Origin of the sequence: Paenarthrobacter sp. NPDC089307 (assembly GCF_040685055.1) — a bacterium.
In the GTDB taxonomy this organism is placed as follows: Bacteria; Actinomycetota; Actinomycetes; order Actinomycetales; family Micrococcaceae; genus Arthrobacter.
Map to the genome: position 1 here is coordinate 328,792 of NZ_JBFBHE010000002.1, position 24,553 is coordinate 353,344.

The window sequence follows — 24,553 nt, forward strand, 5'->3', positions numbered from 1 at the left end:
GGGAGGTACTAAAGGAGCGTATCGGAGATGATCCGTGCTCCGGGAACGGGGCCGTGCACAGCCACTGCGGTGTGCCCCCGGTGGGTGAGCTCTTCGGCGAGCACGCTGGCCGCCACGGAGTCCCGGGCCAGCAGGGCGACGGTGGGGCCGGAACCGGACACCATGCCCGCCAGGGCGCCGCGTGCCTCTCCCAGACCGATGGTGTCGCGAAGCTGCGGTGCCAGTGTGATCGAAGCCCGTTGGAGGTCGTTGATGAGCACCCGGCTGAGGGTCTCAGGATCCCCGTTGCGCAGTGCTTGGAGAATCGTGGGATCCACGTCCACGGGTTCAGGAATCTCCACGCCTTCAGAGTCGCGCAGCCCGTCAAGGGTTCGGAACACATCCGGCGTTGACAGCCCATAGTCCGCGAAGACAAGAACCCAGTCCATTTGGGCCTTCGCCAGGGCAGGCGAGAGTTTGTCGCCAACGCCAAGCCCGACGGCGGTACCGCCCAGGAGCGAGAACGGCACGTCCGCGCCCAGTTCGGCTGCGAGATGCGCGAGTTCCTCGCGTGAAAGGCCGCTGTTCCACAAGGCGTCGCAGGCCAGGAGCGTGGCCGCCGCATCTGCAGAACCGCCGCCCATCCCACCGGCCACGGGTACCCGCTTGGTGATCTCCAGGTGTACGCCAGTGGGTTTTTCGGAGACCTCGGCCATGATGGCCGCAGCCTTGTAGGCCAGGTTCCGTTCATCCAACGGGATGTCCACGCCATCCAGGTCCAGCGTGCTCTCCGGACTGACGCTGACCGTGATTCCTGTGCCTTCGGTACTGGTGGCAGCCACTTCTTCATAGAGCGACACGGCCAGGTACACGCTTGCTACCGAGTGGTACCCATCGGCCCTGAGCGGACCAACGCTCAGGGAGACGTTGACTTTCCCGGGTGCTTTGACGCGGACTGTCCGGGCATGGAAGCGGTCCCCCGCGAACGGAAGGCTGCCAGGCTTGCGGGTTCCCGGATTCATGCGCCCACGGGGTGGCGGGCTTCGGCAATCCTGACATAGGCGGAGATATCCAGGACCTCGCCGCGTGCTGTGGGGTCCACTCCGGCAGCTACGAGGCATCGTTCCGCCTCGGCAGCGCTCCCTGCCCACCCTGCCAGGGCGGCGCGGAGCGTCTTCCTGCGCTGGGCGAAGGCGGCGTCAATGACGGCGAACACCTGTTCGCGGGTTGCGTGCGTTGCGGGAGGCTCATGGCGGGTAAACGCGACCAGTCCGGAGTGGATTTTCGGTGCCGGCCAGAACACGTTCATCCCGATAACCCCGGCCTTGCGCATGTGTCCGTACCAGGCAGCCTTGACCGAGGGAACGCCGTAGATCTTGGAACCCGGAGTTGCCGCAAGCCGGTCCGCTACTTCGTCCTGCACCATGACCAGGCCGTGCTGAAGGCTGGGGAAATGCTGCAGGAGGTGCAGCACCACCGGCACAGCCACGTTGTACGGCAGGTTGGCCACCAACGCCGTTGGAGCCACGGGAAGTTCCGTGACCTTCATGGCATCGGAGAGCACCAGGTGGAAGTTGTCCTGGGCCTCCGGACGCCAAGCCCGGACCGTCTCCGGCAGTTTTTCCGCCAGGACGGGGTCGATCTCAACGGCCACCACATTCTTGGCGGCATCCAGGAGTCCCAGTGTCAGGGAACCCAGCCCGGGTCCGACTTCCAGCACGGTTTCGTCCGCGTCAATGGCAGCAGCGCTGACGATCCTGCGGATGGTGTTGCCGTCGATCACAAAGTTCTGCCCCAGTGTCTTCGTGGGGCGTACACCGATTTCCTCGGCAAGCCGTCGGATGTCTGTGGCGCCCAGCAAAGGCGCGACGGCGGCGGGTTCGGAATTCGGTTCAGTCACCTAGGTATCGTATCGCCTGTCCGGGGTCACGCTGCGTGCGCGCAGCCCCAGTCGCTCAGGCCGTTCTTGGCGTAGAGGCGGTTGGCGATTTCGATCTGCTGGGCCTTCGTGGCGAGGTTTGCCGTGGGAGCGTAGGCGCCTCCACCGTTGGCAAGCCAGGTGGGGCCGGAGAACTGGAGTCCGCCGTAGTAGCCGTTACCGCTGTTGATGGCCCAGTTTCCGCCGGACTCGCACTGGGCGATCCTGTCCCACATGGCTTCGTTGGGGGCACCGGTGGGGCCGCCCGAAACGGGGGCTGCGGCAGCGGCGGCTGCGGGGGCGGCTGCAGGACGGGGCTTCGTGCCGACGCTGATCTTTTCGGCGACCGGCGGGGTGGCTACGTTGCTGGAGACCAGGGTGCGCGATGCTTCGCGTCCATCCACGAGGACCAGCTTGAACGTCTTCACCAGTGAACCGGCAACGCCTTCCTGGGTGACTTTTTCCTCGCCCTTGAAGAGATCGGCGCTTTCGGTCTTCACGCTGTCGAAGGGCACTTCCTCAGTGGCCTCGGCGGTCTTGCTGGTGTCCACGCGGGAGACCTTGATCACCATGTCCTGGATGACCGGCGCGTTGCCGGGCTGGGACAGGTGGTCATTGGCGCCCACCTTGATGCCGGCGTCCTTGAGGACGGTGGCGACGTCGGCCGCCGTCGTGGTGGTGCTGGTGCTCTTGCCGTCGGCCACCACGCTGATGGTCTTGGGAGTGGAAATGGAGACGAAGGATCCCGTTACTTCCAGGGCAGCTTCCTTCGGCTGGGAAACCTGCGAGGAACTGGCGACGCCAAGTTCACTGACAAGGCCGGCGACGTCGGGGGCGGTGGTGTTGACCGTCTTACGGGCGCCGTCCAGCTCAATGGAGACTGCCTTGGCCAGGTTGACGTTCACCACTGAGCCGTTGTCCACGCGTGCGTCCAGGGCCGGCGAAACGCGGTCTGCGTCCTTCAGCTCGACCTTGGCTGCCTTGACTACCTCGTCAACTGTGCCGCCGAAGGTCTGGACGGAGCTCACCTTTCCGTCAACGTTGAGGGTGACGGTCTTGTTGTTGCCGACAAAGGCGACGACGCCGACCACCAGTGCTGCGACTACCAGCAACTGGGCACCAACTTTGAGGAAGCTGAACTTGCCATCCGTTGTGAAGAACTTGATCACGATTGCCCATAACTCTCAGACCATCCGGGCACGGGGAAAAGCACAGAAATAATGCCAGCCGCAAAACCGAGGGGCCAGGCAAAACTGCCTGGTCCCACTCTTGCTGCCGGCATCCGTGCCGCCAAAAACATTCAACTGATGGGTCCGGAATTACCCGGTCCAGTTATCCGTTGGCCTTCCCCGACCCCGGCTACTTGTTTAACACAGTAACCGATCTGTTATAAACGGACCAAGACGTCTGCATACCCGGTATTCACCTTATGGGCCCAATCCGGGGCTCCCGGACACCGTTTCAAGCCCAGGATCCGTACGCTGACAAGGTATTTTCGGCCAGGCGCGAACAGAGCCCGGCCAGGTCATCTTTTGTCACCTCGGCCATGGACCGCACGGTGTAGGGCACCATGTAACTCGCGTTGGGACGCCCGCGGTGGGGATGCGGCGTCAGGAACGGGGAATCGGTTTCCACCAGGATCCGGCTTGGCTCGGCAATGGCCAAAGCTGAGCGCAGGTTCCCGGCATTCTTGAAGGTCATGGTTCCGGCGAAGGACATGTACCAACCGTTGTCGTTGCAGATCCTGGCCAGCTCTTCATCGCCCGAGAAACAGTGGAACACCACCCGTTCCGGCGCGCCTTCTTCGCGCAGGACCTGCACGACGTCATCGTGGGCGTCGCGATCGTGGATCTGCAGCGTCAGGCCCAACCTCTTGGCAATGTCGATGTGGCGGCGGAAGGAGTACCGCTGGTGCGTCAGCCCTTCCCCATGCGTCCGGAAGAAGTCCAGCCCTGTCTCACCGATCGCACGGATCCTGGGATGCGCGGCCAGGTCTTCAATTTCCTGCAGTGCCGCTTCGAGTTCGCCACGCCCTGCGTACTCGGGGGCATCATTGGGATGGATCGCCACTGCACCCAACAGCCGGGGATCTGCATCCACGGCCTGCACAGTGAATCGCGAGGACTCCAAATCGCAACCAACCTGGACCGCGCCCCGCACCCCTACGGCCTCGGCGGAGTCCATGGCGTCACGTACAGAAACCTCAATCAATCCGTGCCTGAAATCCAAGTGGGTGTGGTTGTCCATGACCGGCACGGGCAGGGGTTCCGGTGCCGGCGGGTATTCCCGGCGCGGGTCCGGCTTTTCCTCGGCGTCCTGCGAGGCACGGTAAGGGGCGGGAGCAAGAGAATTGCACATGCTCCCACCTTAATCGGACCGCGGTCCTCCTGCTGCCCGGATAAATTCCAGTTGGCACATAAATTCCGGGAGCACTATGTCAGGGACGGCCAAAGTCTGGGTAGTCTGGAACGGACAGGCGGCCAGCACCGGCGGTGCCGCGGCCAAAAGCTGAAGGGCAATCCATGGAGTCCAAGCGACAAGTCACCGTTGAATCTTCGCCCCTCCAGGGCGAGGCTTACAGCCCGCTGCCCCGGGACGGCGCCGGACTGAACGGGCACAGGCCGCAGGTCATGGATCAGGACAGGTTCCACGACGCCAGCGAGCGCATCCTCGATTCGATCAACAAAGTCATTGACGGCAAGGCCGATGCTGCCAAGCTGGCGCTGACGGTACTGCTCGCCCAGGGCCATTTGTTGCTGGAGGATGTGCCGGGGGTCGGCAAGACGCTGTTGGCCAAAACGTTGGCCCGGACGGTGGACTGTACGGTCTCCCGCATCCAGTTCACCCCGGATTTGCTGCCCTCGGACGTCACCGGCGTGTCCATCTACAACCAGTCGTCCCGGCAGTTCGAGTTCCGGCCGGGAGCCGTGTTCGCGAACATCGTGATCGGTGATGAAATCAACCGCGCATCGGCCAAGACCCAGTCCGCGCTGCTGGAATGCATGGAAGAGCACCAGGTCACCGTGGACGGCAATTCCTACCAGTTGGGTTTGCCCTTCATGGTGGTGGCGACCCAGAACCCCATTGAGATGGAGGGCACCTATCCGTTGCCCGAAGCCCAGCGCGACCGGTTCATGGCAAGGATTTCCATGGGGTATCCGGACAAGGACGCTGAAATCCAGATGCTGGAAACGCACCAGGCCTCCTCTCCCCTGGTCAAGGTGACGCCGGTGGTCACAGCCAACGATGTCGCGGCCATGATTGCCACGGTCCAGCAGGTCCACGTTTCCACGGCCATCAAGGAATATACGGTGGCCATCGGACGGGCCACCCGAGACAGTGCCCGCCTCCGCCTTGGTGCCAGTCCGCGGTCCCTGCTGCAGCTGTTGCGTGCCGCGAAGGCGACGGCTGCGCTGGATGGCCGCGATTTTGTTCTTCCGGACGACGTCGTCGACGTCGCTGAATCAGTCCTCGCCCACCGGATCATCCTGGACCGTAAGGCAGCCAGTTCCGGCGATACACCGCAGAGCGTACTCCGGGGAATCCTGTCCGCATTGCCTGTGGCCCAGGAACCGCCGGGGGCGTGGCGCAGGGACCGCCACGCCGTTTAGGAGGTATCCGCAGTGGCACTCATGGACCGGCTTCCGAAGCACCTGTTCACTGCCCGGGGCTGGGGCCTTCTGGCCGCAGGCGCGGTCTCCCTCGGCTCTGCCTACGTCATGGGTCGGCGCGATCTACTGACCCTGGCCATCTTGTTGCTGGTACTCCCCCTGGTTGCCTTGGCTGGAGTCCGGGTGCTTAAACCTAAATTCCAGGTGTATCGGGAGTTCAACCCCTCCAGCGTGGAAACGTCCAGCACAACGACGGTTCGCCTCGCCGTTGCCCGCACGTCCTACTCCACGGGGCACGTCATCATGGAGGAACAACTGCCGCCGAGGTTCGGTGAGCCGCCCGCGTTCCGTTTCCCGGCCAGGTCCGCCTCTGGCGGGACCAGCCGTTACGAGTACCGCCTGCGGTCAGGCAAGAGGGGCCAGTTCCGGATCGGTCCAGTCACGGCCGAGTTCAGCGATCCCTTTGGTCTGTCGCTGCGGCGCCATTCCATCGATGACGGCGACCTCCTCACCGTGACGCCGGCCGCCGTCGAGCTTCCGGTCACCGGGCTCGCCGGAGCACGTGGGAACGATGGCGTGACGGCCACGCGCATCCGCGCCAACCCCAGCGACGACGACATCATGACCCGCGAATACCGGCACGGGGACCCTATGCGCCGGGTGCACTGGGCTGCCACGGCACGTCACGGCCAACTTATGGTCCGCCAGGAGGAATCCGTGACCACGCCGGAGGCCACCCTAATCCTGGATCAACGCTTTTCGGCCTTCGCCAGCGGTACGGGTTCTGTTTTTGGCGGCCATGATGAGGACTCGGACCTGGTGACGAGTTCCCATTTTGAATGGATGGTCACTGCGGCGATGTCCGTGGCGGCGCATTTGTCCGAGCGGAACTATTCGTTGCGCATTCTCGACGCCTTCGGCGGCCCGGCGTTCCTCCGCTCGCGTTCGGCTCCGGATCCCGACGCCGAAGAATTCTCTGGAGCGGGGGGTCTGCAAGCCATCGCAGAGGGGCTCGCTGCCATCGAGCTGAGTGGTCCACGGCATGCCCGGGCAGAGCACCACCGGCTGGAGGGCCACGTTTCCGGGCAGACGCGGCCGGAAAATACGGGGTCCCGGCATCCCGGTCCGGGGCACCGTGACACGCGTCCCGGCCAGGCGCCCACGGACGCTGCGGATTCCGTCTTTGATGACCGCCTCATGGACAAGCTGGCCGCACACCGGCTGCGGGGCCCCCTTCTGGCGTTGCTGGGTTCCTTGACCCCGTCGGAAGCCAGGGCACTGGCTCCTGCGGCTGCGTACGGAGCCAATGCTTTTGCCCTGGTCATCGGCGACGCATCCCGAAGCAATGAAGATGCCCTCGAGATCCTGCGGAGGGCGGGCTGGCGGGTCGCCGCCGTGACGCCCAAGACCCAGTTGACCTCCGCCTGGTCCGCCTTCGATGAAGGCGGAATAGTCGCCGCGGCAGGGGCCGCCATGGATGTCCGGCGTGGAGCGGCGGTGCCCCGATGACAACAACGTCCCACCGGAACTCCCCGGCCTCCAACCCTGCCAGTGGCTCGTCCGGGCAGAACGGACCAGCCAACCTGCGCCGCCCAAGGACGCCAGGCGCCGGCCCTTATCCCTGGGTCATGGCCGGGTCCATCGCGGTGGCTGTCCTGGGTGCCGCTTTGTCGCTCAATGGCGTCCTCAGGGGCTGGGCCTGGTTCATGCCCCTGATCACCACAGTCCTGGTAGTTTCGTTGACACTCGCTGCCCTTCGGGCCCTCCGTGCCCAGCCCTTGCTGGCCACGTTAGGATCGTTTGTGTCCTTGGCAGCCGTGCTTGCCTTCACGTTCTGCCGTCAGGAGAGCCTGCTCGGTTTCATCCCCACTCCCGGTACCTTCACCGCCGTCGGACGCCTGATCAAACGGGCAGCCGAGACGGTGGTCTCGGAGAGTGCGCCCGTAGCGCCGAACGCCGGGATCGTGTTCGTCATGTGCGCCTGCCTGGGGCTTCTGGTGATCCTTATCGACGCGTTGGCAGTTCCGCTCTCCATGCCTGCTGCCAGCGGCATCGGGATCCTGGCGGTCATGGTGGTGCCGGCGACCATCAAGCCCCAGAGCGTGGGTGTTGCCGGTTTCCTGGGCGCGGCGGTGGGCTACCTGCTCATCCTCGGGTGCAGCCACTGGTTCGCCCCTGATGCCCGGTTGCAGACCGGGACGGGCCGGGGCGCCGGCCAGTTCAGGCGTTCGTTGGTGACCGGCGGCCTGGCCCTTGCGTTGACCCTTGTGGTGCCCCTCGCGATTCCCGGCTTCGAGACAGGCACGTTTCCCCAAGGTTCGCGGCTGAGTCCCTGGGGTACCTCGAACGGGCTCAACCCCATGATTACGCTGGGCAACAGCCTGCGGAGCCCCACCGGATCAGGGCGGATCACCTATGCGACGAGTTCCAGCGCGCCGCTTTATCTGAGGTCCGTCACCATTGACCATTTCGACGGCGAAACGTGGGCGCCTGATGACCGCACGGCACAGCGGCGCGCCGGTGCCGACAGGATAGAGACCGGCTACGCCGTCCAGGGTGAAATCATCAACGCGGTGACGTCGGTCAGCGCAGGCCAGTTCACCAGCCCGTATCTTCCCGCCCCCTTCGCCCCTGCCTCGGTGAACGGCCTCAACGGGCGTTGGACCTGGGACCCTGAAACCCTCAGCATCATGAGCACAGAAACCACGACGAGGGCACAGCGTTACGTCGTCTTCTCCGCCGCCCCCAAGATCACTGCCGCAGCGTTGACCCAAGCCACGGCTCCGGCCCGGTCCATCTCGGATGACTTCCTCCGGATTCCCGGGAACCTGCCCGATATCGTCCGTAAAACCGCAGATTCGGTCACCGCTCCAGCAGGCAACAACAACTACGCCAAGGCCCTGGCGATCCAGAAATACCTGCGTTCCGGGGAGTTCACGTACTCCCTTCAAGCACCCGTCCAGAACGGCTATGACGGTAACGGCCTCTCCGTCCTGGCAGATTTCCTGAGCGTCAAGAGCGGCTATTGCGTTCACTTCTCCTCAGCCATGGCGGTCATGGCACGGGCCGAAGGCATCCCGAGCCGCATCGCAGTCGGTTATGCGCCCGGCCGCCTCACTGGCGAATCTGTTGCCTTGGTGGGCCAGGGCTCGTTCCCCGAATACGAGGTCGACGCCAGGGACGCCCACGCGTGGCCTGAGCTGTATTTCGAGGGCCTGGGATGGGTCCCGTTTGAACCGACCCCGTCACGGGGCGTCGTACCTGATTACGCAACGGAGAGCTCTGTTGCGGGAAACCTCAGCACGAACACTGACGAAAAGGAAACCCTGACCACGCCGGCACCGGTGGCCACGGCTCCTATCCCTGTTCCGGACGTGGGCGCTCCCGCCACCGGCTCCGCCAGCGTCAATCCGCTTCCGGCAATCGGCGCCGCGGCGGCAGGGCTGCTGCTCCTGCTGGGGTTCCTGTGCTCGCCGAGGCTCAGCCGCGCGGTCCTTCGGCGACGTCGGCTGAACGTCAAAGCCAAGGATGACCCCGAAGGACTGCCGCCGGGGTACAAGGATCCGGGGCCGGAGCTGGCATGGGCCGAGCTGCAGGACCTGGCCAGCGATTACGGCGTCCCGTCGTCGCCCAGCGAAACACCGAGGCACTTCTCCGGCAGGTTGCGTTCCAGCGCGGCCTTGGGTGAGTCGGGAGGGCTCGACGACGCCGCGCACCACGCCGTTGCGTCCCTCACCGCGGACTTCGAACGGCAACGCTATGGTCGTCTGGCGGTGGCGGCCCCCGCAGCGGCGCCCCGCATCGCCGTCGTGCGTGAGTCGTTGCGGAACAATGCGCGCTGGTTGGTCCGGTTCCGTGCTGACTGGCTGCCGCCGTCGATGATGCGGCGGTGGGCCAGGGCACTGGGTGCGCCGTTCCGCGCACTGGGTATGCTCGGCAAAAGTGTGGGGTGGGTGGCTGTCCGGGGATGGCGCTCGGTGCGTGAAGTGCTTCCCCAACGCCGCTGACGAAGGGCTGGCCGCAGGCCGAAAACAGCAGGCCTAAGACAGCCGGCGAAGAGAGCCAGCCGAAAACAGCAGAAGGCCCGGCACTGGAACTTGGGGTTCCGGTGCCGGGCCTTCCGGGTGTCAACCGATCTTGTTGCGAGAGCGGTGGACGGCTCCTTGGTGGGAGGAGCCTAGTCGGCGTACGGGTCCGCGATGCCTACGTACTGGGTGTAGAGGTACTCTTCGATGCCTTCGGAGCCGCCTTCGCGTCCGAGGCCGGACTGCTTGACGCCACCGAACGGTGCTGCGGCGTTGGAGATCACGCCGGCGTTCAGGCCCAGCATGCCGGTTTCAAGGCGTTCGCTGATCCGCAGGCCGCGGTTCAGGTCCTTGGTGAAGACGTAGGCAACCAAGCCGTATTCGGTGTTGTTGGCCAGGCGAACGGCGTCGTCTTCCGTGGAGAACGTGATGATCGGGGCGACCGGTCCGAAGATCTCTTCCTGGAGGATGCGGGCGTTCTCGGCGACGTTCTTGAGCACGGTGGGCTCGTAGAAGTAGCCGGGACCGTCGACGGCGGCACCACCGGTGACTGCCTCGGCGCCACCTTCAACAGCTTCGGTGACGAGGGCGTGGACGCCGTCACGTGCCTTGCCATCGATGAGCGGACCCACCTTGGACTCGGGCTCGGTGCCGCGGGCGGTGGTGAGGGATCCGATTTTCGCTGCGAACTTCTCGGCGAAGGAATCAGCGATGGATTCGTGCACGATGAAGCGGTTCGCCGCGGTGCACGCCTCGCCCATGTTGCGCATCTTCGCCGCGATGGCGCCTTCAACGGCCTTGTCCAGGTCGGCGTCTTCGAAGACGACGAACGGGGCGTTGCCACCGAGTTCCATCGAGGTGCGCAGGACCTTGTCCGCGGCTTCGCGGATGAGGGCCTGGCCCACCGGGGTGGAGCCGGTGAAGGAGATCTTGCGGAGTCGGTCGTCCTTGATCAGCGGTCCTGTGACGGCGCCGGCCGTGGAGGTCTGGATAACGTTCAGGACGCCCGCGGGGAGGCCGGCTTCCTGCATGACCTGGGCGAAGAGCAGGCTGGTCAGCGGGGTCAGGTTGGCGGGCTTGAGCACCATGGTGCAGCCGGCGGCGACGGCGGGGGCTACCTTGCGGGTGGCCATGGCCAGCGGGAAGTTCCAGGGAGTGATCAGCAGGCAGGGGCCAACCGGCTTCTTCTGCACAAGCAGGCGGTTCTTGCCGTCCGGGGCCGCGGAGTAGCGGCCGGAAACGCGGACGGCTTCTTCGGAGAACCACCGCAGGAACTCGGCACCGTAGGTGACTTCCCCGCGGGCTTCAGCCAGCGGCTTGCCCATTTCGAGGGTCATCAGCAGCGCAAAATCCTCGGCACGCTCGGTAACCAGCTCAAAGGCGCGTCGGAGGATTTCACCACGTTCGCGCGGGGCCGTACGGGCCCAGTCAGCCTGGGCGGCAGCAGCGGCGTCGAGGGCGGCGGCACCATCCTCAGCACCGGCGTCGGAGATGCTGAGCAGGACCTTGCCCGTTGCCGGGTCCTCAACATCAAAGGTCTTTCCGGATCCGGCCGGGCGCCACTGACCGTTGATCAGCAGGCCTGTAGGGACGGAAGCCAGCAGTTCGCTTTCGCGTTCAACCGTGACAGTCATGGCGACTCCTTCGTCTTGGGTGCTTTGGAGAATTGCACCACTGGGGTTCGTTGCCGGAAGTGGCTTGAATTACTGCCACGGTACTGCCCGCTGAGAAGCAGTGTCTACGCCTGCACGCACTGCCATCCGGACGCCATTTTGTGCACCTGCACAGCTACCTCAGCGGGCGGCCAGGACCGCTGAGTACAGCTCCCGCTTGCTGACGCGGGCGTCTTCGGCAACGGCCGCTACGGCTTCCTTCAGGCGGATGCCCTGCGCAATGAGTTCGTTAACCGCCGCGACGTGGTCCTCGGGTTTGCCGGGCTCCTGTTCAGGCGCACCACCCACCACTACCGCTATCTCGCCACGGACTTCATTGTTCTCTGCCCATTCCAGGAGCTCGCGCAGGGTTCCGCGGATGACTTCCTCATAGGTCTTGGTCAATTCGCGGCAAACAGCCACCCGGCGATCCGCGCCAAAGCGCTCGTGCAATGCCCGCAGCATGACTTCCAGCCGGTGCGGGGCTTCAAAGAACACCATGGTGCGGCGTTCATCAGCCAGATCGGCCAAGCGCGAATTCCGTTCGCCAGATTTCCGGGGCAGGAACCCTTCGAAGCAGAAGCGGTCCGTCGGCAGGCCGGACAGTGCCAGTGCAGTCAGCACCGCGGAGGGACCCGGAACGGCAGTCACGGTCAGACCAGCGGCCACGGCACCCTCCACCAAGCGGAACCCGGGGTCCGAGACAGCCGGCATGCCGGCGTCGCTGACCATGAGGATGGTCTTCCCGGCGCGCACGTGGTCCAGGAGTTCGCCGGTCTTGGCCACTTCGTTGTGCTCGTGATAGCTGATGACGCGTCCGGAAACCTCGACGCCCAGCGCCGTCACCAGCCTGTGCAGGCGACGGGTGTCCTCAGCTGCCACGATGTCCGATGTCGCCAGGAGTTCCACCAAGCGGCTGGACGCGTCGCCTACGTTTCCAATAGGCGTTGCCGCCAGGACAATCCTGCCGAACCCGGGGGTTGCTCCGGAAGGGGGCTCCACAGCGGGTAGCAGCTCGTCCTCGTCGTCGCTGGGAAGGGCCTCGTCCGGGGTGTTGCGTTGTTCGTCCACCTGCCAAGCCTAATGCCGCGCCGCCTCCGACACCTCACCTCAACGATGCTGCAAGCATGGAAAGGTAGCATGGGCGGGTGAACCAGTCGCCCGTTCCTGCCGCCGCTTCCGGCACACCCGTGGCGTCTTCCGCCGACGCCGACACAGATGGGACCACAGTCCAACGCCCGGTCGGCCACCCTGATGAACCAGTGCCCGCAGGCCGCTCCCGCAGCTCCCGGCGGACGGAAACCGGCCCTGTGGGCTACCTGCCGGGCCGCGGCCTTGAGCGCCACCGCTGGATTGCCCGGCCGGCCGGGGCTTTCAGCGCGGAGGCACTGCGGAACCGCTTGATCGGCGGTATCCAGAGCTGGCGCGACTACCCGGCGTCGCTGCGGTTATGGTTCTGGCTGATTCCCACGATTTCTGCCGTCCTGGGTGGAATCCTCAGGTTTTTCCGGCTCGAAGTCCCCCACAGCCTGGTGTTCGATGAAACGTACTACGTCAAGGACGCCTACTCCTATCTGGTCAGCGGCTACGAGCGAAGCTGGCCGTCCAATGCCAACGACTCCTTCAATGCCGGTAATCCCAACGTCCTGCTGAACACCCCCGAATACGTAGTCCACCCGCCGGTCGGCAAATGGATGATCGCCTTCGGAATGTGGCTGTTCGGCGGTGACAATCCCTTTGGCTGGCGTTTCAGTGCAGCGCTGACAGGCACCCTTACTGTTTTCCTGGTGGCGCTCGTTGCCATGAAGCTTTTCCGCTCGCATACTCTCGGGGCTGTTGCCGGCCTGCTGCTTGCCATTGACGGACACCACCTGGTGCTCTCACGGACAGCATTGCTTGACGTCTTTCTCGCGTTCTGGCTCTTCGCCGCTTTTGGTGCCCTGCTGTTGGACCGCGACGACGGCCGCCGTCGCCTGGCTTCCCGGCTCGCCGCACAAGCGGCTGCTTCGCCCGACGACCGTCCACTGGCCAGCCAGCTGGTGGCGGGACCCTGGCTGGGAATGCGGTGGTGGCGCCTGGTTGCCGGGATCTGCCTCGGACTCGCCGTGGGAACCAAATGGTCGGCGTTGTTCTTCGTAGCTGCCTTTGGCGTGATGACCGTGCTCTGGGATCTCAACGCTCGACGCATCGCCGGCATCCGGAACTGGTTCAGTGCGGGCATCGTCAAGGACGGTGTTTTGGCGTTCTTCACCATCATCCCGGTGGCTGTGGTCACCTATGCTGCGACGTGGACCGGCTGGTTCCTGTCCAAGGACGCCTATTACCGCCAATGGGCCGCCACCAACCCGGCGCCCGGTTGGGACTGGTTGCCTGACTCCGTCAGGTCCTTGGCGCATTACCACCTGGAGGCCTACAAGTTCCATCAGGGGCTCAGCTCCGACCACCCGTACGAATCCAGTCCGTGGACCTGGCTGGTCATGGGCCGTCCGACGTCGTTCTATTACCAGTCCCCAAAGCAAGGGACCTCAGGTTGCCTTGTGGAGACCTGCTCCTCAGCAATCCTTCCTGTGGGCAACCCCGTGGTGTGGTGGGGCGGAACCATCGCGTTGGTCATCCTGCTGTTCTGGTGGGCTGGGCGCCGCGACTGGCGGGCGGGTGCCATCCTTGCCGGAGTCGCTGCCGGATACCTGCCGTGGTTCATGTACCCGGAACGCACCATGTTCATCTTCTATGCTGTCTCCTTTGAACCTTTCCTGGTGCTTGGCCTGACGTATGTGCTGGGCTTGGTGCTGGGCCGCAGCGCCGATCCGCCCTGGCGCAGACGCTCGGGGTTGTACGTGGTAGCTGTCGTCCTGGTCCTGGCCGTCCTCGCCACAGCATTCTTCTACCCGGTGCTCACGGCGGAAGTGATCAGTTACCAGGAATGGCGAATGAGAATGTGGATGCCATCGTGGATCTAGGAGGCAAGCAGTGAGGGAAGCAAGCACGGAGCTCCTTTTCGACGCCGATGAGGACTCCAATGTGACGGATCTCCTGCTGGAGCGGTGCGCCAAGGATCCGTTCGGCATCCTGTACGCGCACAACACCGCAAACGGCTGGCTCAACGTCTCCGCTGCACGGTTCCTCGCGGACGTCACCGCCCTGGCCAAGGGCCTCATCGCCGGCGGACTCAACCCCGGCGACCCCGTGGCGGTAATGTCCCGTTCCAGCTTCGAATGGACGCTGGTGGACTTCGCCATCTGGATGGCGGGCGGCGTCACCGTACCCATCTACGAGACCTCGTCCGCCAGCCAGATCGAATGGATCCTGGCGGACTCCGGTGCCCGGCGCATCTTCGTTGAGGACGCCCAGAAGGCCGAAATGGTCCACTCCGTGGTGGACAAATCGGAGCTCCTCGGCGAGGACCCCATCGCCATCATCCGGATGGAGCACGACGGCGAGGCACCCAACCTGACCAGCGTGTCCGCCGTCGGAATCGGGGTCATGGATGCCGAACTGGAGCGGCAACGCAGCGCGGCAAAGCTGGCTGACATCGCCTCGATCGTCTACACCTCGGGCACCACCGGCAAGCCGAAAGGGTGCGAGATCACCCACGGCAATTTCGTACTGGTGGCCCGGAACGTCATCCCCTTCCTTCCGGAGCTTCTGATGCAGCCGGGCGCGAGGACGTTGATGTTCCTGCCGCTTGCCCACGTCCTGGCAAGGGCCGTCCAGGTTGTATGCCTCACTGCCGGCATTACCTTGGGCCACAGCGCCGGTGCCAGCGGACTGATGGCGGACCTGGGCTCCTTCAAGCCGACGTTCCTCCTGGCAGTCCCCCGGATCTTTGAGAAGGTATACGCCGGTGCCGGCCACAAGGCCGCCATGTCAGGAAAATCCGCCCTTTTCTCGGCGGCTTCTTCAACCGCCGTGGAATATTCGACGGCGGTGGATCTTGCCGCGCGTGGTCAGGGGCACGGTCCGGGTTGGCTTCTGAGAACCAAGCACCGGGTGTTCGACAAACTGCTCTACCCCAGGGTGAGGGAAGTCTTCGGCGGCGATGTCGGCTACACGGTGTCCGGCGCCAGCCCCCTCAGTCTCCGTGACAACCACTTCTTCCACGGCGCCGGTGTTCCGGTCCTGGAGGGCTACGGCCTGACCGAGACCACGGCACCATGCACGGTGAACACGCCCACCATGTGCCGCATCGGGACTGTGGGGATACCCCTGCCGGGAACCACCATCCGCGTCGCCCAGGACGGTGAGGTGCTGGTCAAAGGCATCGGCGTGTTCAGGGGCTACCACGGCAATAAGGAAGCCACTGAGGCCGCGTTCGTGGACGGCTTCTTCCGCACCGGAGACCTCGGTGAGCTGGACTCCGACGGTTTCCTGACCATCACCGGCCGCAAGAAGGACCTCCTGGTGACGGCCGCCGGCAAGAACGTTGCTCCAGCTCCCCTGGAAGAGAAACTGCGCGAGCACCCGTTGGTGGGTCAGGCAGTGGTGGTGGGTGATGGACGGCCATTCGTGGCGGCCTTGATCAGCCTGGACCCGGACGGCCTGGCGGATTGGTGCGCCGAGAACAAGTACCCGGCGCTCGGCCCGGCGGAAGCTGCAGGTGATGACCGTGTGAAAGCCGCTGTGCAGTCCGCCGTCGACGAAGCGAACAAGCTCGTCTCAGCAGCGGAGTCCATCAAGAAGTTCGGCTTCATTACCGCCGAGCTCAGCGTGGAGTCCGGACACCTGACGCCCTCACTCAAACTCAAGCGCGCGACCGTGGTGGGAGACTTCGCCTCGAGCGTTGAAAAGCTCTACGAGAAGTAGGCGGGCGCTTTAGTACTCCGGGCTTCCTGGGACGAAACCGCCAAGTTACCGCTTTGCGCTCGTTGCTTCTTGGTCAAAGGCTTCGTCGTCCGAAGCCTCATCTGCATCTACATCCTCGTGTTCTGCCTCGCGGGCCACGAGTCCCCGACGCCTCTTCGTCGGCCAAGTGAACACAAACGTCAGCGTCGCGGCAATGAATACCAAAGCGCCGATCACAATGCCGGCGTCAACCCAGAACTGCCCGGGGAAGAGCCGGATCAGCGTGTCTTCCAAGGAGAAAGTCCACGTGCCGTTGGCAAAGAAGATCCTGTGGAATTCGGTGAAGAACTGCTGCCAGCTGAGCACGGCCAGGACAGCGAGGCCGATGATGATCACCAAGGTGACAATGGAGCCTGCGAACAGTCCGCGGCGAACCCCGCCGGTGCTCCGCTTGCGCAGGTAGATGATGCCGATGATGCTGAGGATGATCAGCAGGACCCCCGCACCGAACGACGACAGAATCACTGTCTTAACGTCCGCCATATGCGCTACTTCGCTGTCCTTGAACAGCTTTGCACCGTCCTGGTTTACCAAGCCACCCAGGTAACGGGGACCGGCCCAGTTGCTCAGATAATCCACGGCGTAGGACCCGTACGTCATCCGGTCATCGGTGTTGAAGCCGTAGCCATCACCGGGGAAACCTGGCCGGTTGTACTCCACCCATAGGAACAATGGACTGGTGACCGCCCTGACTGCCAGCACCAGGAGGATCACAGGGTAGAAAACAGCCAAGAGCACCTGGAAGATACGGGGGCCTACGGGCTTGACCTTTGCGGCTTGCTCCCGTTCAGCGTTGCGTCGGGCCACCTCGTCTTCCGGCGGGCGGACCTGAAGGGCCGACGTCGGCAGCGGTTCCGAATAGTGCGACGGTTGCTTGCCCGAAGATGCATTCGCAAGGGTGTCGGCGAACAGCGGTGGTTCCGTATCGGCGTCGGCAGCCTCTGCAGCTTTGCGGTCCGCGCGGCTCTCAGGCTGGCCCGCGGCGGTCGACGCGGTGCCGGGAGCAGCGGTTGATGCCTCGGCAGGAGTCGCGGCTGAGGCACCACTGGACGTCTTCGGCTTCATCCAGTCGAAGGCCGGTTCATTGGGGTCCTCGTGGACGTCCGTGTCCGGTTCTTGTGGTTTTGGGCTCTTGTCGCTCACAGCGGTTTCACTTCCGTAGGCATCCACCGGCCATTGCGTGCTGCCGGCTCTCTTGTCTGCATTCGAGCCTACCGCCCGGCTCTGCGCCGACACGAGGAACCACCCCGCGTTGGAGCAGATTGAAACGCAACTGTAAGGTCTATGCGGCGATGCTTCTGTAGCCGCCGTCGTTGGCGTCCAGGTCACCAGTCCCGCCGGCACGCACGGCGCGGCCGCCAACAAGCAGGGTGTACGTCCAATAACCGGCCAGAACCAATGCCCCAATGGTGATTTTGGCCCAGACAGGGAGCTGGCTCGGCGTCACGAAGCCTTCCACGATGCCCGAAACCAGCAACACCAACACCAAGCCCAGGGCAACGGTGATCAAAGACCGCCCCTCGTCCGCCACAGCCTGCATCCGGGTCCGGGGGCCCGGCCGGACCATGGCCCAAAAGATCCTGAGCCCGGCAGCACAGGCAATGAACACGGCCGTCAGTTCCATCAAACCGTGGGGCAGGATGTAGCTGAAGAAAACGTCCGTCTTTCCGGTTGCCAGGAAGACGCCACCGGCGATTCCCACCCCTTGGGCATTCATGAACAGGATGTAGGGCACCCAGAATCCGGTGACTCCAAATGCGACGGCTTGTGCTGAGATCCACGCGTTGTTCGTCCACACAGCTCCGGCGAAGGAAGCCGCAGGGTTCTCGGAGTAATAGTCGATGAAGTCTTCCTCGACGTACGTGCGGACTCTCTCGTCGCTGCCGAAGGCCGCCCTCAGGGCATCCGGCGAGGTACCGATCCACAAGGCGTAGGCTGCCGCGACCACAGTGAAGGCCAGTCCGCACCACACGGTCAGCCACCGAATCCGGTAAAAGGCCGCGGGCAAGGAGATGACGAAAAAGCGCGCCAGGTCTTCCATGAAGTTCGAGCGCGCCCCAGTGAATCTCGTGCGTGCTTGTGCCAACGCTGCGGACAACGACGACGACAAACCGGTCTCGGGAGCCACCGACCGGATCAGTGACAGGTGCCCGGAAACTGTCTGGTACAGACGCAGCAGTTCGTCGGCCTCGTCTCCCGTCAACCGACGCTTGTGCGCCAGGAAGTGAAGCCGCGACCATTTATCCCCATGTACGGCCGAGAAGGCATCGATGTCCACGGCACCACCCTAATGCCTGCCTCCGGGTCCATGCTCTTGGCGGGGGCCGTTTTGGCCTGTTGCGCCGCTAGACTCATTGTGCGGGCGCCGCCAGGCGCTGCACCATTCGGGAAGCGTGGGGGCTGGCTTGAGTTCGATCATCACAGGCGAGGCAGTGGTCCTTGAGCTGCGCCCCGCATCCTTTGCAGCACGGGGACTGGGCCTCATCCTCGATGTCATTTCCCAGGTGCTCCTCGCCATACTCCTCATCATCCTGGTCCTGATGGCCTCCTCCGACCTTGATGAGTCGGCGGTCCGGGCACTGGTCCTGAGCAGCGTCGTCTTCTCCGTGGTGATAGTTCCCGTCGCCGTGGAAACCCTCACGCGGGGACGGTCGCTGGGAAAGCTCGCCACGGGTTTGAGGATCGTGCGCGACGACGGTGGATCCATCCGCTTCCGGCACGCCCTCATCCGCGGACTCATCGGTTTCCTGGAGATCTACCTGACCTTTGGCGGACTGGCCATTGGGGTGGCCCTGTTCAATGAGAAGTCCAAACGACTTGGCGACATCGTGGCCGGTACCTATTCCCTTCGCCTACGCGTGCCATCGAAACCCCGTATCGTGCCGACGGCTCCTCCGTACCTGCAGACGTGGGTGTCCATGGCGGATATCGGGCGGGTACCCGACGCCACCGCACGCCGTGCAGGTACTTTCGTCCAGCAGGCTTACCTGATGGCACCAGCCTCAAGGGAATCCATGGCCACCGCCCTGGCCACGGAACTCGCCCGCTATGTCGCGCCGCCTCCGCCGCCCGGCACCATACCCGCCGACTACATTGGGGCGGTCCTCGGGGAACGGCGCAAACGTGAATATGGGCGGCTCCGCCAGGCCGAACAAAGAAACGCGACAGTGGGAGAACGGTTGCGTAAGCTGCCGTTCTCCCAGCTGCACTAGTCCCAGCCTCCCTGGTCCCTGCCGCCAGTCCCCTGCTGCCAATGGGACGGCCGTGTCAGTTGCGGCGGCAGGAGCGTCCCGACGTCGCCGTAAGCGGCGTTGATTTGTGGCTGGCTCAGGTAGAGCGACGTCGAAAGATCCGCGCCGTGAAGGCGCGCCCCGCGAAGATCCGCCCCCAGCAGGTCCACGGCCGCGAGGTCGCTGCCTGACAGGTTTGCCCCGATCAGGTACGCCCCGCGGAGGTCTGCTCCGCACAACTGCAGGTTCGCCAGCTCCGCCCCCATAAGGTCGGCACCTGGCTGGAGGCCGGCGTCGGGCCTTTGCGGGTCCTCAGCTCCGTAGGAGGCACGGACTTCCTCACTGACCTCCATCAGGAGGGTGCGGACCTCACCATGGAGGGTTTCGACGTCGGCACCCAGGACCGTGGGTGCGCTTCCTTGCGCTATGGCGCTGATGCGGTCCGACAGGTGGTCCGCCTCAGCAGCGAGCCCTGGATCGAACGCCCGTTGCCGGGCTTCGTCCAGGTACCAGAGCATCTCGTGGAGTTGCCTGACGACTTTGAAGACGGCAAACATCCCTGAGGCGGAAGCCGGGTCGTCACGCCAGCTGATGCCGGTGTAGGTGTGCTGCGAAACAAGCTGTCCGGCGCCGAAGCAGTCAAAAACCGTGCAGCCCCGGAAGCCCCGGGGCCGCAGGCTTTGATGGATGGTGCAGGAAAAGTCGTCGGCCATGTTCGGGCACGCCGATGCTGCCGGTTTTTCGATGGCGAAGTCGGCTGTGCGGGTGAATCCAAGCGCAGTGCAGCACAGGGCAAAACAGTTGCTGCAGTCCGGGCGGAGGGTTGATCGGATGGTCATGTGTGCTCCAGATAATGAAAGAGGGTCCGGTGGAAGAAGCCGGGGAACCCATCAGCGGGTTCCCTGGAGGAACACCCGGAATCACCATGGAGGGCAGCACAAATTCAGCGCCAACACGTGGTTGGCGGAGGAAGTCTGGGTCAAAGCGCGCAGGAAATAATCACTGCATCGATCTTAACAGCTCTTTTTACCGCTGGGCGTAGCTCGCCCACGGAATGTTCCAGTCGCCGAAGCCTTCAAGCGGTTCAACGGCCGGCGCCCCGGTGTTCAGGATCTGGACAACGTCACCGGTCTTCATGTTGTTGAAGAACCAGGCGGCGTCATCCGGCAGCAAGCCAACACATCCATGGGAAACATTGACGCGGCCGATTGCTCCCCACGCAGATTCCAGTGCCTGGTGGACGTAGACGCCGGACCACGTCAGGCGGTTGGCATAATCCACCACCATCGGGGCGTAGTACCCTTTGTCCCCCGGTTTGAGGCCGATGCTGCCGGCGTTGAAGTTGGATTTGCGTTCCTGCTCGAGGATGACTGCATAGCCAGTGGGCGACAACCAATCCTCACCGCCGAGGGACACGGGAGCCGTGTGCAACAACTGCCCGTCGGAGTACACGTTCATGGTCTTGGTGGTGTCGTCCACCACGGCGATCCGCTGCGGGCCCGTGGTGAACGTGGAGACGACGTCCCCGTTGCCGATCATGTTGTTGCCGAAATCGACGCCCAGGAGCTTCATGTCCACCGTGACAGTGGTCCCGGAAGCCCAGAATGATTCAGGCCGGATCCTCACCTTTTTGTCCGAGTACCAGTGCCACGCCACGGGTTGGCCCGAAGATACGGTGATGGCCACCCGCTTCTCCATGGCTGCCTTGTCCACTACGGGTTCACTGAAGTTGATTTCAATGGGCTGCCCCGATCCGGCCATCGTCCCGTTCCGGGGGTAGATGGACGCATCGGCCTCGTAGGCGGCGGAAACTGTGGTGAAGGTCTGGGTCTTCTTGGTTTCCTTACCGGCGGTATCCACCACGGTGAAGGAATAGTTGTACTTGGTCTTGAACTTCAGCACTTCCTGCGTGGTCCACGTGGTGCCGTCCGGACTGATCTTCCCGACAACCGGCGCACCGCCGTCGGCGGGTGTCAAAACAACGTCCTTGACTTTGCCATTGACGGCCTTGATCTGGGGACCCACCACGGGGTTCCACTCCACTACCCCGTCCAGCGGAGTGATACCCAGCTCCACGGGCTTGGCCTCGACCGTGGGACTGGGAGAAGGCGCGGCTGCGGTGTCCTGCGAAGAACCAGGCAGCAAACCGGGAACGGTGGCCACGCCGATACCGCCCACGGCAATGGCAGCGCAGATCCCTATGATGGCAAGGACCTTGCCTGTTTTCCGTTTAGCGACTTCCGTCATGGTTCCCGTCTTCCTGTCCCCCGGCAAGCAATACCGAATACCCAATTCTAGTCGAAAGGCCGGCCACGCTGATCGCGTGCCGGCCTTTCTCCATCGATTGTTGATTATGGGGAGCTGTTAGTAACGGTAGTGCTCCGGCTTGTACGGGCCGGCAATGTCCAGGTCCAGGTAGTCGGCCTGTTCCTTGCTCAGTTCAGTCAATTCAACACCTAGTGCGTCCAGGTGCAGGCGGGCGACCTTCTCGTCCAGGATCTTCGGCAGAACGTAGACCTGCTTCTGGTACTCCCGCTCACCGGCAGGCTGGTCCCTCTTGGTCCACAGTTCAATCTGGGCAATCGTCTGATTGGCAAACGAGTTACTCATGACGAACGACGGGTGGCCCGTGGCATTGCCAAGGTTCAGCAAGCGTCCCTCGGAGAGGACGATGATGGAGCGCTCGGAGTCCGTACCGGAGTCGAAGACCCACTCGTGGACCTGCGGCTTGATCTCGACCTTCTTGACGCCCTCGATCTTCGCCAGCCCTGCAATGTCGATCTCGTTGTCGAAGTGGCCGATGTTGCCCACGATCGCCTTGTTCTTCATGCCCAGCATGTGCTCGGCCAGGATGACGTCCTTGTTGCCCGTGGTGGTGATGAAGATGTCGCCCTGTGCGAGCACCGTCTCCAACTTGGCCACCTGGTAGCCGTCCATGGCAGCCTGCAGCGCACAAATGGGGTCGATCTCGGTAACAATGACCCGCGAACCCTGGCCCCGCAGCGCTTCCGCGGCGCCCTTGCCGACGTCGCCATAGCCACAAACGACAGCGACCTTGCCGCCCATGAGGACGTCCGTGGCCCTGTTGATGCCGTCCGGGAGCGAGTGGCGGATGCCGTACTTGTTATCGAACTTGCTCTTGGTGACGGAGTCGTTGACGTTGATGGCCGGGAACAGCAGCTTGCCCTGCTCCGCGAGCTGGTACAGGCGGTGCACACCGGTGGTGGTTTCTTCCGTGACGCCCTCAATGCGGGCTGCCAGGCGGGTCCACTTCTGCGGATCGGCTTCAAGGGTCCTGCGGAGGAGGTCCAGGATCAGGACGTATTCCTCGGGGTCGTCCTCGGTGGCGGTGGGAACTGCGCCGGCGGCCTCGAACTCCACGCCCTTGTGCAGCAGCAGCGTGGCGTCGCCGCCGTCGTCGAGAATCATGTTGGGACCCAACTCCGGGTTGGCGTGGGCGCCGGGCCAGGTGAGGATTTGCTCTGCGGTCCACCAGTACTCTTCAAGGGTTTCACCCTTCCAGGCGAAGACCGGCACGCCCTGCGGGTCTTCCGGGGTTCCCTTCCCGACAACGACGGCGGCGGCTGCTTCGTCCTGGGTGGAGAAGATGTTGCAGGAGGCCCAACGGACCTCTGCACCGAGCGCCGTGAGGGTCTCGATGAGGACCGCGGTCTGGACGGTCATGTGCAGGGAACCGGCGATCCGCGCACCCTTAAGCGGCTGGGAAGCACCGAACTCGGCGCGAAGCGACATCAGGCCCGGCATTTCATGCTCGGCAAGCCGGATCTGGTGGCGGCCTGCCTCAGCGAGATTGATATCAGCGACTTTGTAGTCGAATGTCATGGAAAGTCCTTAGGGGTACCGTGCGATAAAGACGTGCGATGTTGAAAGAGGCGCTATGCCTTGGAATCGTGCTGGCTGGAGCCTGCCGCGTTGGCGGCCGCCAGAAGTTCCGGAGGCAGGAGGAGCGGGATGCCGTCCTCGATGGAGTAGCGGAGCTTTTCGCCGTCCGCGGCGGCAGCTGTCGACACCAGCTCCTCACCCTCCTGGACCAGCGGTGAACCCGTCACGGGGCAGCGCAGGATGGACAACAGTTCAGGACTGACCTTTGGCATGAATGATGCTCCCTGGGTGGCGCCGGCCTGGCGCCGCTGGCGGATTTATCTGCAGATTCCAGACTACCGCGCGGGATCGCAGGGTTTGGATCACGGCGACGATTTGAGTCACGACGCCGGCACTGTCACCGGAGTCGGCTTAGGACGGTTCGCGGAGAATGCGCAGATGGCCCCGGCGGGTACCTTCGACGCCTGCCGGGGGTTCCATCTGCTGGTGTCCATGGCGGGCAGGCGTCTCGGGGGCAGCGGAAGCGGCCTCACGGACGGCATTGGCCAGCGCCAGGAGGTCATCAGGGCCGGGTTGTGGGGGCGTCGTGGGCATTGCCAGGCGCAGGACTTCCCAGCCGCGCGGGACTGTGAGGCTTTCCGCGTGCTGGGTGCAGAGATCATAGGCGTGCGGTTCGGCATACGTAGCGAGCGGGCCCAGGACCGCGGTCGAATCGGCGTACACGTACGTCAAAGTGGCCACCGCAGACTGGCGGCAGGCTGATCTTGAACACTGACGAATAGCACCCACAACATCCCAGATTAGCGCCACTTGTCACTCCGGGCGTGTATTGAGCGCCCGTGGCTGCCAGGGAAACCGCCTGGACGCCTGGCTCCGGCGCGCTGCGGACGAGGATGTCGCGCTGGCGGTTCCCCGGTACTAAAGTCGATATATGCAGTCACAGCCACATGTTCCCGGCTTCAATGTCCGGTGGACTGACGCCGATGGCGATCAGACAGAGGAACACGCCGGGACGGGCGTGCGGGGATTCCGGCGGCGCCGGCGGAACCGTCATGGCAGGGGGCTGCGGGGGGAGCTGATGCTTCCGAACCTTCCGGGTTTCCGCACCCGTTCCGAACGGTTCGACGATATGGTGCTTGACTCCGCGGAACGCCTTCAGGACATGTGGGGCAAGCAACTGGACGGCGTCCTCTTCGCCGTCGATGAGATCCCACCCAACCTCGAACAGCTGGTGGCCACCCGCAACCCCGCCCCCATGGGCTCCTACACTCCAGGCGGCCGCGGAGAACCACCGATGATCACCGTGTACCGGCGTGTGGTTGAACAGGGCTCCAACACCCGGGAAGAGCTGCAGGACCTCGTCCATGATGTGGTGGTGGAGTACACCGCCGAGATGCTGGGAGTGCCCCCGGAAACATTGGACCCGGTGTATCGCCGCCGGTACCAGTAGGAC

Annotated in this window: 20 protein-coding genes; 7 read left to right on the forward strand and 13 right to left on the reverse strand. The window is 64.0% G+C overall.

What is annotated here, in order from left to right; genetic code table 11:
* Positions 1-8: 8 nt before the first annotated feature.
* The 4 genes from AB0N72_RS05370 to AB0N72_RS05385 all read right to left on the reverse strand — a co-directional run bounded on the left by AB0N72_RS05370 (position 9) and on the right by AB0N72_RS05385 (position 4,255).
* Complete coding sequence (locus AB0N72_RS05370; protein WP_363929931.1) at positions 9-1,001, reverse strand: 4-(cytidine 5'-diphospho)-2-C-methyl-D-erythritol kinase; 993 nt, start codon at positions 999-1,001, stop codon at positions 9-11.
* Positions 998-1,879, reverse strand: coding sequence for a 16S rRNA (adenine(1518)-N(6)/adenine(1519)-N(6))-dimethyltransferase RsmA (gene rsmA / locus AB0N72_RS05375; RefSeq protein WP_363929932.1), 882 nt, complete (start codon positions 1,877-1,879; stop codon positions 998-1,000). The genes AB0N72_RS05370 and rsmA overlap by 4 nt, the downstream gene beginning before the upstream one ends.
* 26 nt (positions 1,880-1,905) lie before the next feature.
* Positions 1,906-3,066: a transglycosylase family protein gene (locus tag AB0N72_RS05380; RefSeq protein WP_363929934.1), complete on the reverse strand. Its 1,161-nt coding sequence runs from the start codon at positions 3,064-3,066 to the stop codon at positions 1,906-1,908.
* A gap of 292 nt (positions 3,067-3,358) precedes the next feature.
* Positions 3,359-4,255 carry a TatD family hydrolase gene (locus tag AB0N72_RS05385; protein WP_363929935.1) on the reverse strand — a complete coding sequence of 299 codons (897 nt, stop codon included), beginning with the start codon at positions 4,253-4,255 and terminating at the stop codon, positions 3,359-3,361.
* Positions 4,256-4,419: 164 nt separating this feature from the next.
* Between AB0N72_RS05385 and AB0N72_RS05390 the strand changes: the two genes are divergently transcribed.
* The 3 genes from AB0N72_RS05390 to AB0N72_RS05400 all read left to right on the forward strand — a co-directional run bounded on the left by AB0N72_RS05390 (position 4,420) and on the right by AB0N72_RS05400 (position 9,515).
* Complete coding sequence (locus AB0N72_RS05390) at positions 4,420-5,508, forward strand: MoxR family ATPase (protein ID WP_363929936.1); 1,089 nt, start codon at positions 4,420-4,422, stop codon at positions 5,506-5,508.
* Positions 5,509-5,520: 12 nt separating this feature from the next.
* Entirely contained in the window at positions 5,521-7,017 is a 1,497-nt protein-coding gene (locus AB0N72_RS05395) for a DUF58 domain-containing protein (protein ID WP_363929937.1), read from the forward strand.
* 119 nt (positions 7,018-7,136) lie between these two features.
* On the forward strand, positions 7,137-9,515 hold the full coding sequence (locus tag AB0N72_RS05400; protein ID WP_363930332.1) for a DUF3488 and transglutaminase-like domain-containing protein: 2,379 nt from the start codon (positions 7,137-7,139) through the stop codon (positions 9,513-9,515).
* Between the two features lie 170 nt (positions 9,516-9,685).
* On the opposite strand, the gene AB0N72_RS05405 is transcribed toward AB0N72_RS05400, so the two are convergent.
* Together AB0N72_RS05405 and rsmI are read right to left on the reverse strand one after the other, a co-directional pair.
* Positions 9,686-11,167 carry an NAD-dependent succinate-semialdehyde dehydrogenase gene (locus AB0N72_RS05405; protein WP_363929938.1) on the reverse strand — a complete coding sequence of 494 codons (1,482 nt, stop codon included), beginning with the start codon at positions 11,165-11,167 and terminating at the stop codon, positions 9,686-9,688.
* 159 nt (positions 11,168-11,326) lie between these two features.
* Entirely contained in the window at positions 11,327-12,199 is an 873-nt protein-coding gene (rsmI, locus tag AB0N72_RS05410) for a 16S rRNA (cytidine(1402)-2'-O)-methyltransferase (protein WP_363930333.1), read from the reverse strand.
* 134 nt (positions 12,200-12,333) lie between these two features.
* On the opposite strand from rsmI, the gene AB0N72_RS05415 reads away from it, so the two are divergent.
* On the forward strand, positions 12,334-14,145 hold the full coding sequence (locus AB0N72_RS05415; protein ID WP_363929939.1) for a phospholipid carrier-dependent glycosyltransferase: 1,812 nt from the start codon (positions 12,334-12,336) through the stop codon (positions 14,143-14,145).
* Between the two features lie 10 nt (positions 14,146-14,155).
* Positions 14,156-15,988, forward strand: coding sequence for an AMP-dependent synthetase/ligase (locus AB0N72_RS05420; protein WP_363929940.1), 1,833 nt, complete (start codon positions 14,156-14,158; stop codon positions 15,986-15,988).
* Between the two features lie 45 nt (positions 15,989-16,033).
* Here AB0N72_RS05420 and AB0N72_RS05425 read toward each other — a convergent pair whose 3' ends face one another.
* Together AB0N72_RS05425 and AB0N72_RS05430 are read right to left on the reverse strand one after the other, a co-directional pair.
* Positions 16,034-17,170 carry a TIGR01906 family membrane protein gene (locus AB0N72_RS05425; RefSeq protein ID WP_363929941.1) on the reverse strand — a complete coding sequence of 379 codons (1,137 nt, stop codon included), beginning with the start codon at positions 17,168-17,170 and terminating at the stop codon, positions 16,034-16,036.
* Between the two features lie 139 nt (positions 17,171-17,309).
* Positions 17,310-18,305, reverse strand: a complete 996-nt coding sequence (locus AB0N72_RS05430; protein ID WP_363929942.1) for a stage II sporulation protein M — start codon at positions 18,303-18,305, stop codon at positions 17,310-17,312.
* 127 nt (positions 18,306-18,432) lie between these two features.
* On the opposite strand from AB0N72_RS05430, the gene AB0N72_RS05435 reads away from it, so the two are divergent.
* Positions 18,433-19,239 (forward strand): RDD family protein, encoded by an 807-nt coding sequence (locus AB0N72_RS05435; RefSeq protein WP_363929943.1) that lies wholly within the window; start codon positions 18,433-18,435, stop codon positions 19,237-19,239.
* Here the strand turns inward: AB0N72_RS05435 and AB0N72_RS05440 are convergent.
* The 5 genes from AB0N72_RS05440 to AB0N72_RS05460 form a co-directional block, all read right to left on the reverse strand.
* The gene (locus AB0N72_RS05440) at positions 19,236-20,096 is read right to left on the reverse strand and encodes a pentapeptide repeat-containing protein (protein WP_363929944.1); all 861 of its coding nucleotides are present in this window, start codon (positions 20,094-20,096) and stop codon (positions 19,236-19,238) included. The genes AB0N72_RS05435 and AB0N72_RS05440 overlap by 4 nt on opposite strands.
* Positions 20,097-20,283: 187 nt before the next feature.
* Entirely contained in the window at positions 20,284-21,504 is a 1,221-nt protein-coding gene (locus AB0N72_RS05445; protein ID WP_363929945.1) for an Ig-like domain-containing protein, read from the reverse strand.
* Positions 21,505-21,621: 117 nt separating this feature from the next.
* A complete protein-coding gene (gene ahcY, locus AB0N72_RS05450) occupies positions 21,622-23,100 on the reverse strand; it encodes an adenosylhomocysteinase (protein ID WP_363929946.1) in 1,479 nt (492 codons plus the stop codon).
* 53 nt (positions 23,101-23,153) lie between these two features.
* Positions 23,154-23,372, reverse strand: a complete 219-nt coding sequence (locus AB0N72_RS05455; protein ID WP_189015031.1) for a Trm112 family protein — start codon at positions 23,370-23,372, stop codon at positions 23,154-23,156.
* 139 nt (positions 23,373-23,511) lie between these two features.
* Positions 23,512-23,889 carry a DUF3499 domain-containing protein gene (locus AB0N72_RS05460; RefSeq protein ID WP_363929947.1) on the reverse strand — a complete coding sequence of 126 codons (378 nt, stop codon included), beginning with the start codon at positions 23,887-23,889 and terminating at the stop codon, positions 23,512-23,514.
* Between the two features lie 142 nt (positions 23,890-24,031).
* Between AB0N72_RS05460 and AB0N72_RS05465 the strand changes: the two genes are divergently transcribed.
* Positions 24,032-24,550 carry a metallopeptidase family protein gene (locus AB0N72_RS05465; protein ID WP_363929948.1) on the forward strand — a complete coding sequence of 173 codons (519 nt, stop codon included), beginning with the start codon at positions 24,032-24,034 and terminating at the stop codon, positions 24,548-24,550.
* The last annotated feature ends 3 nt before the right edge of the window (positions 24,551-24,553 follow it).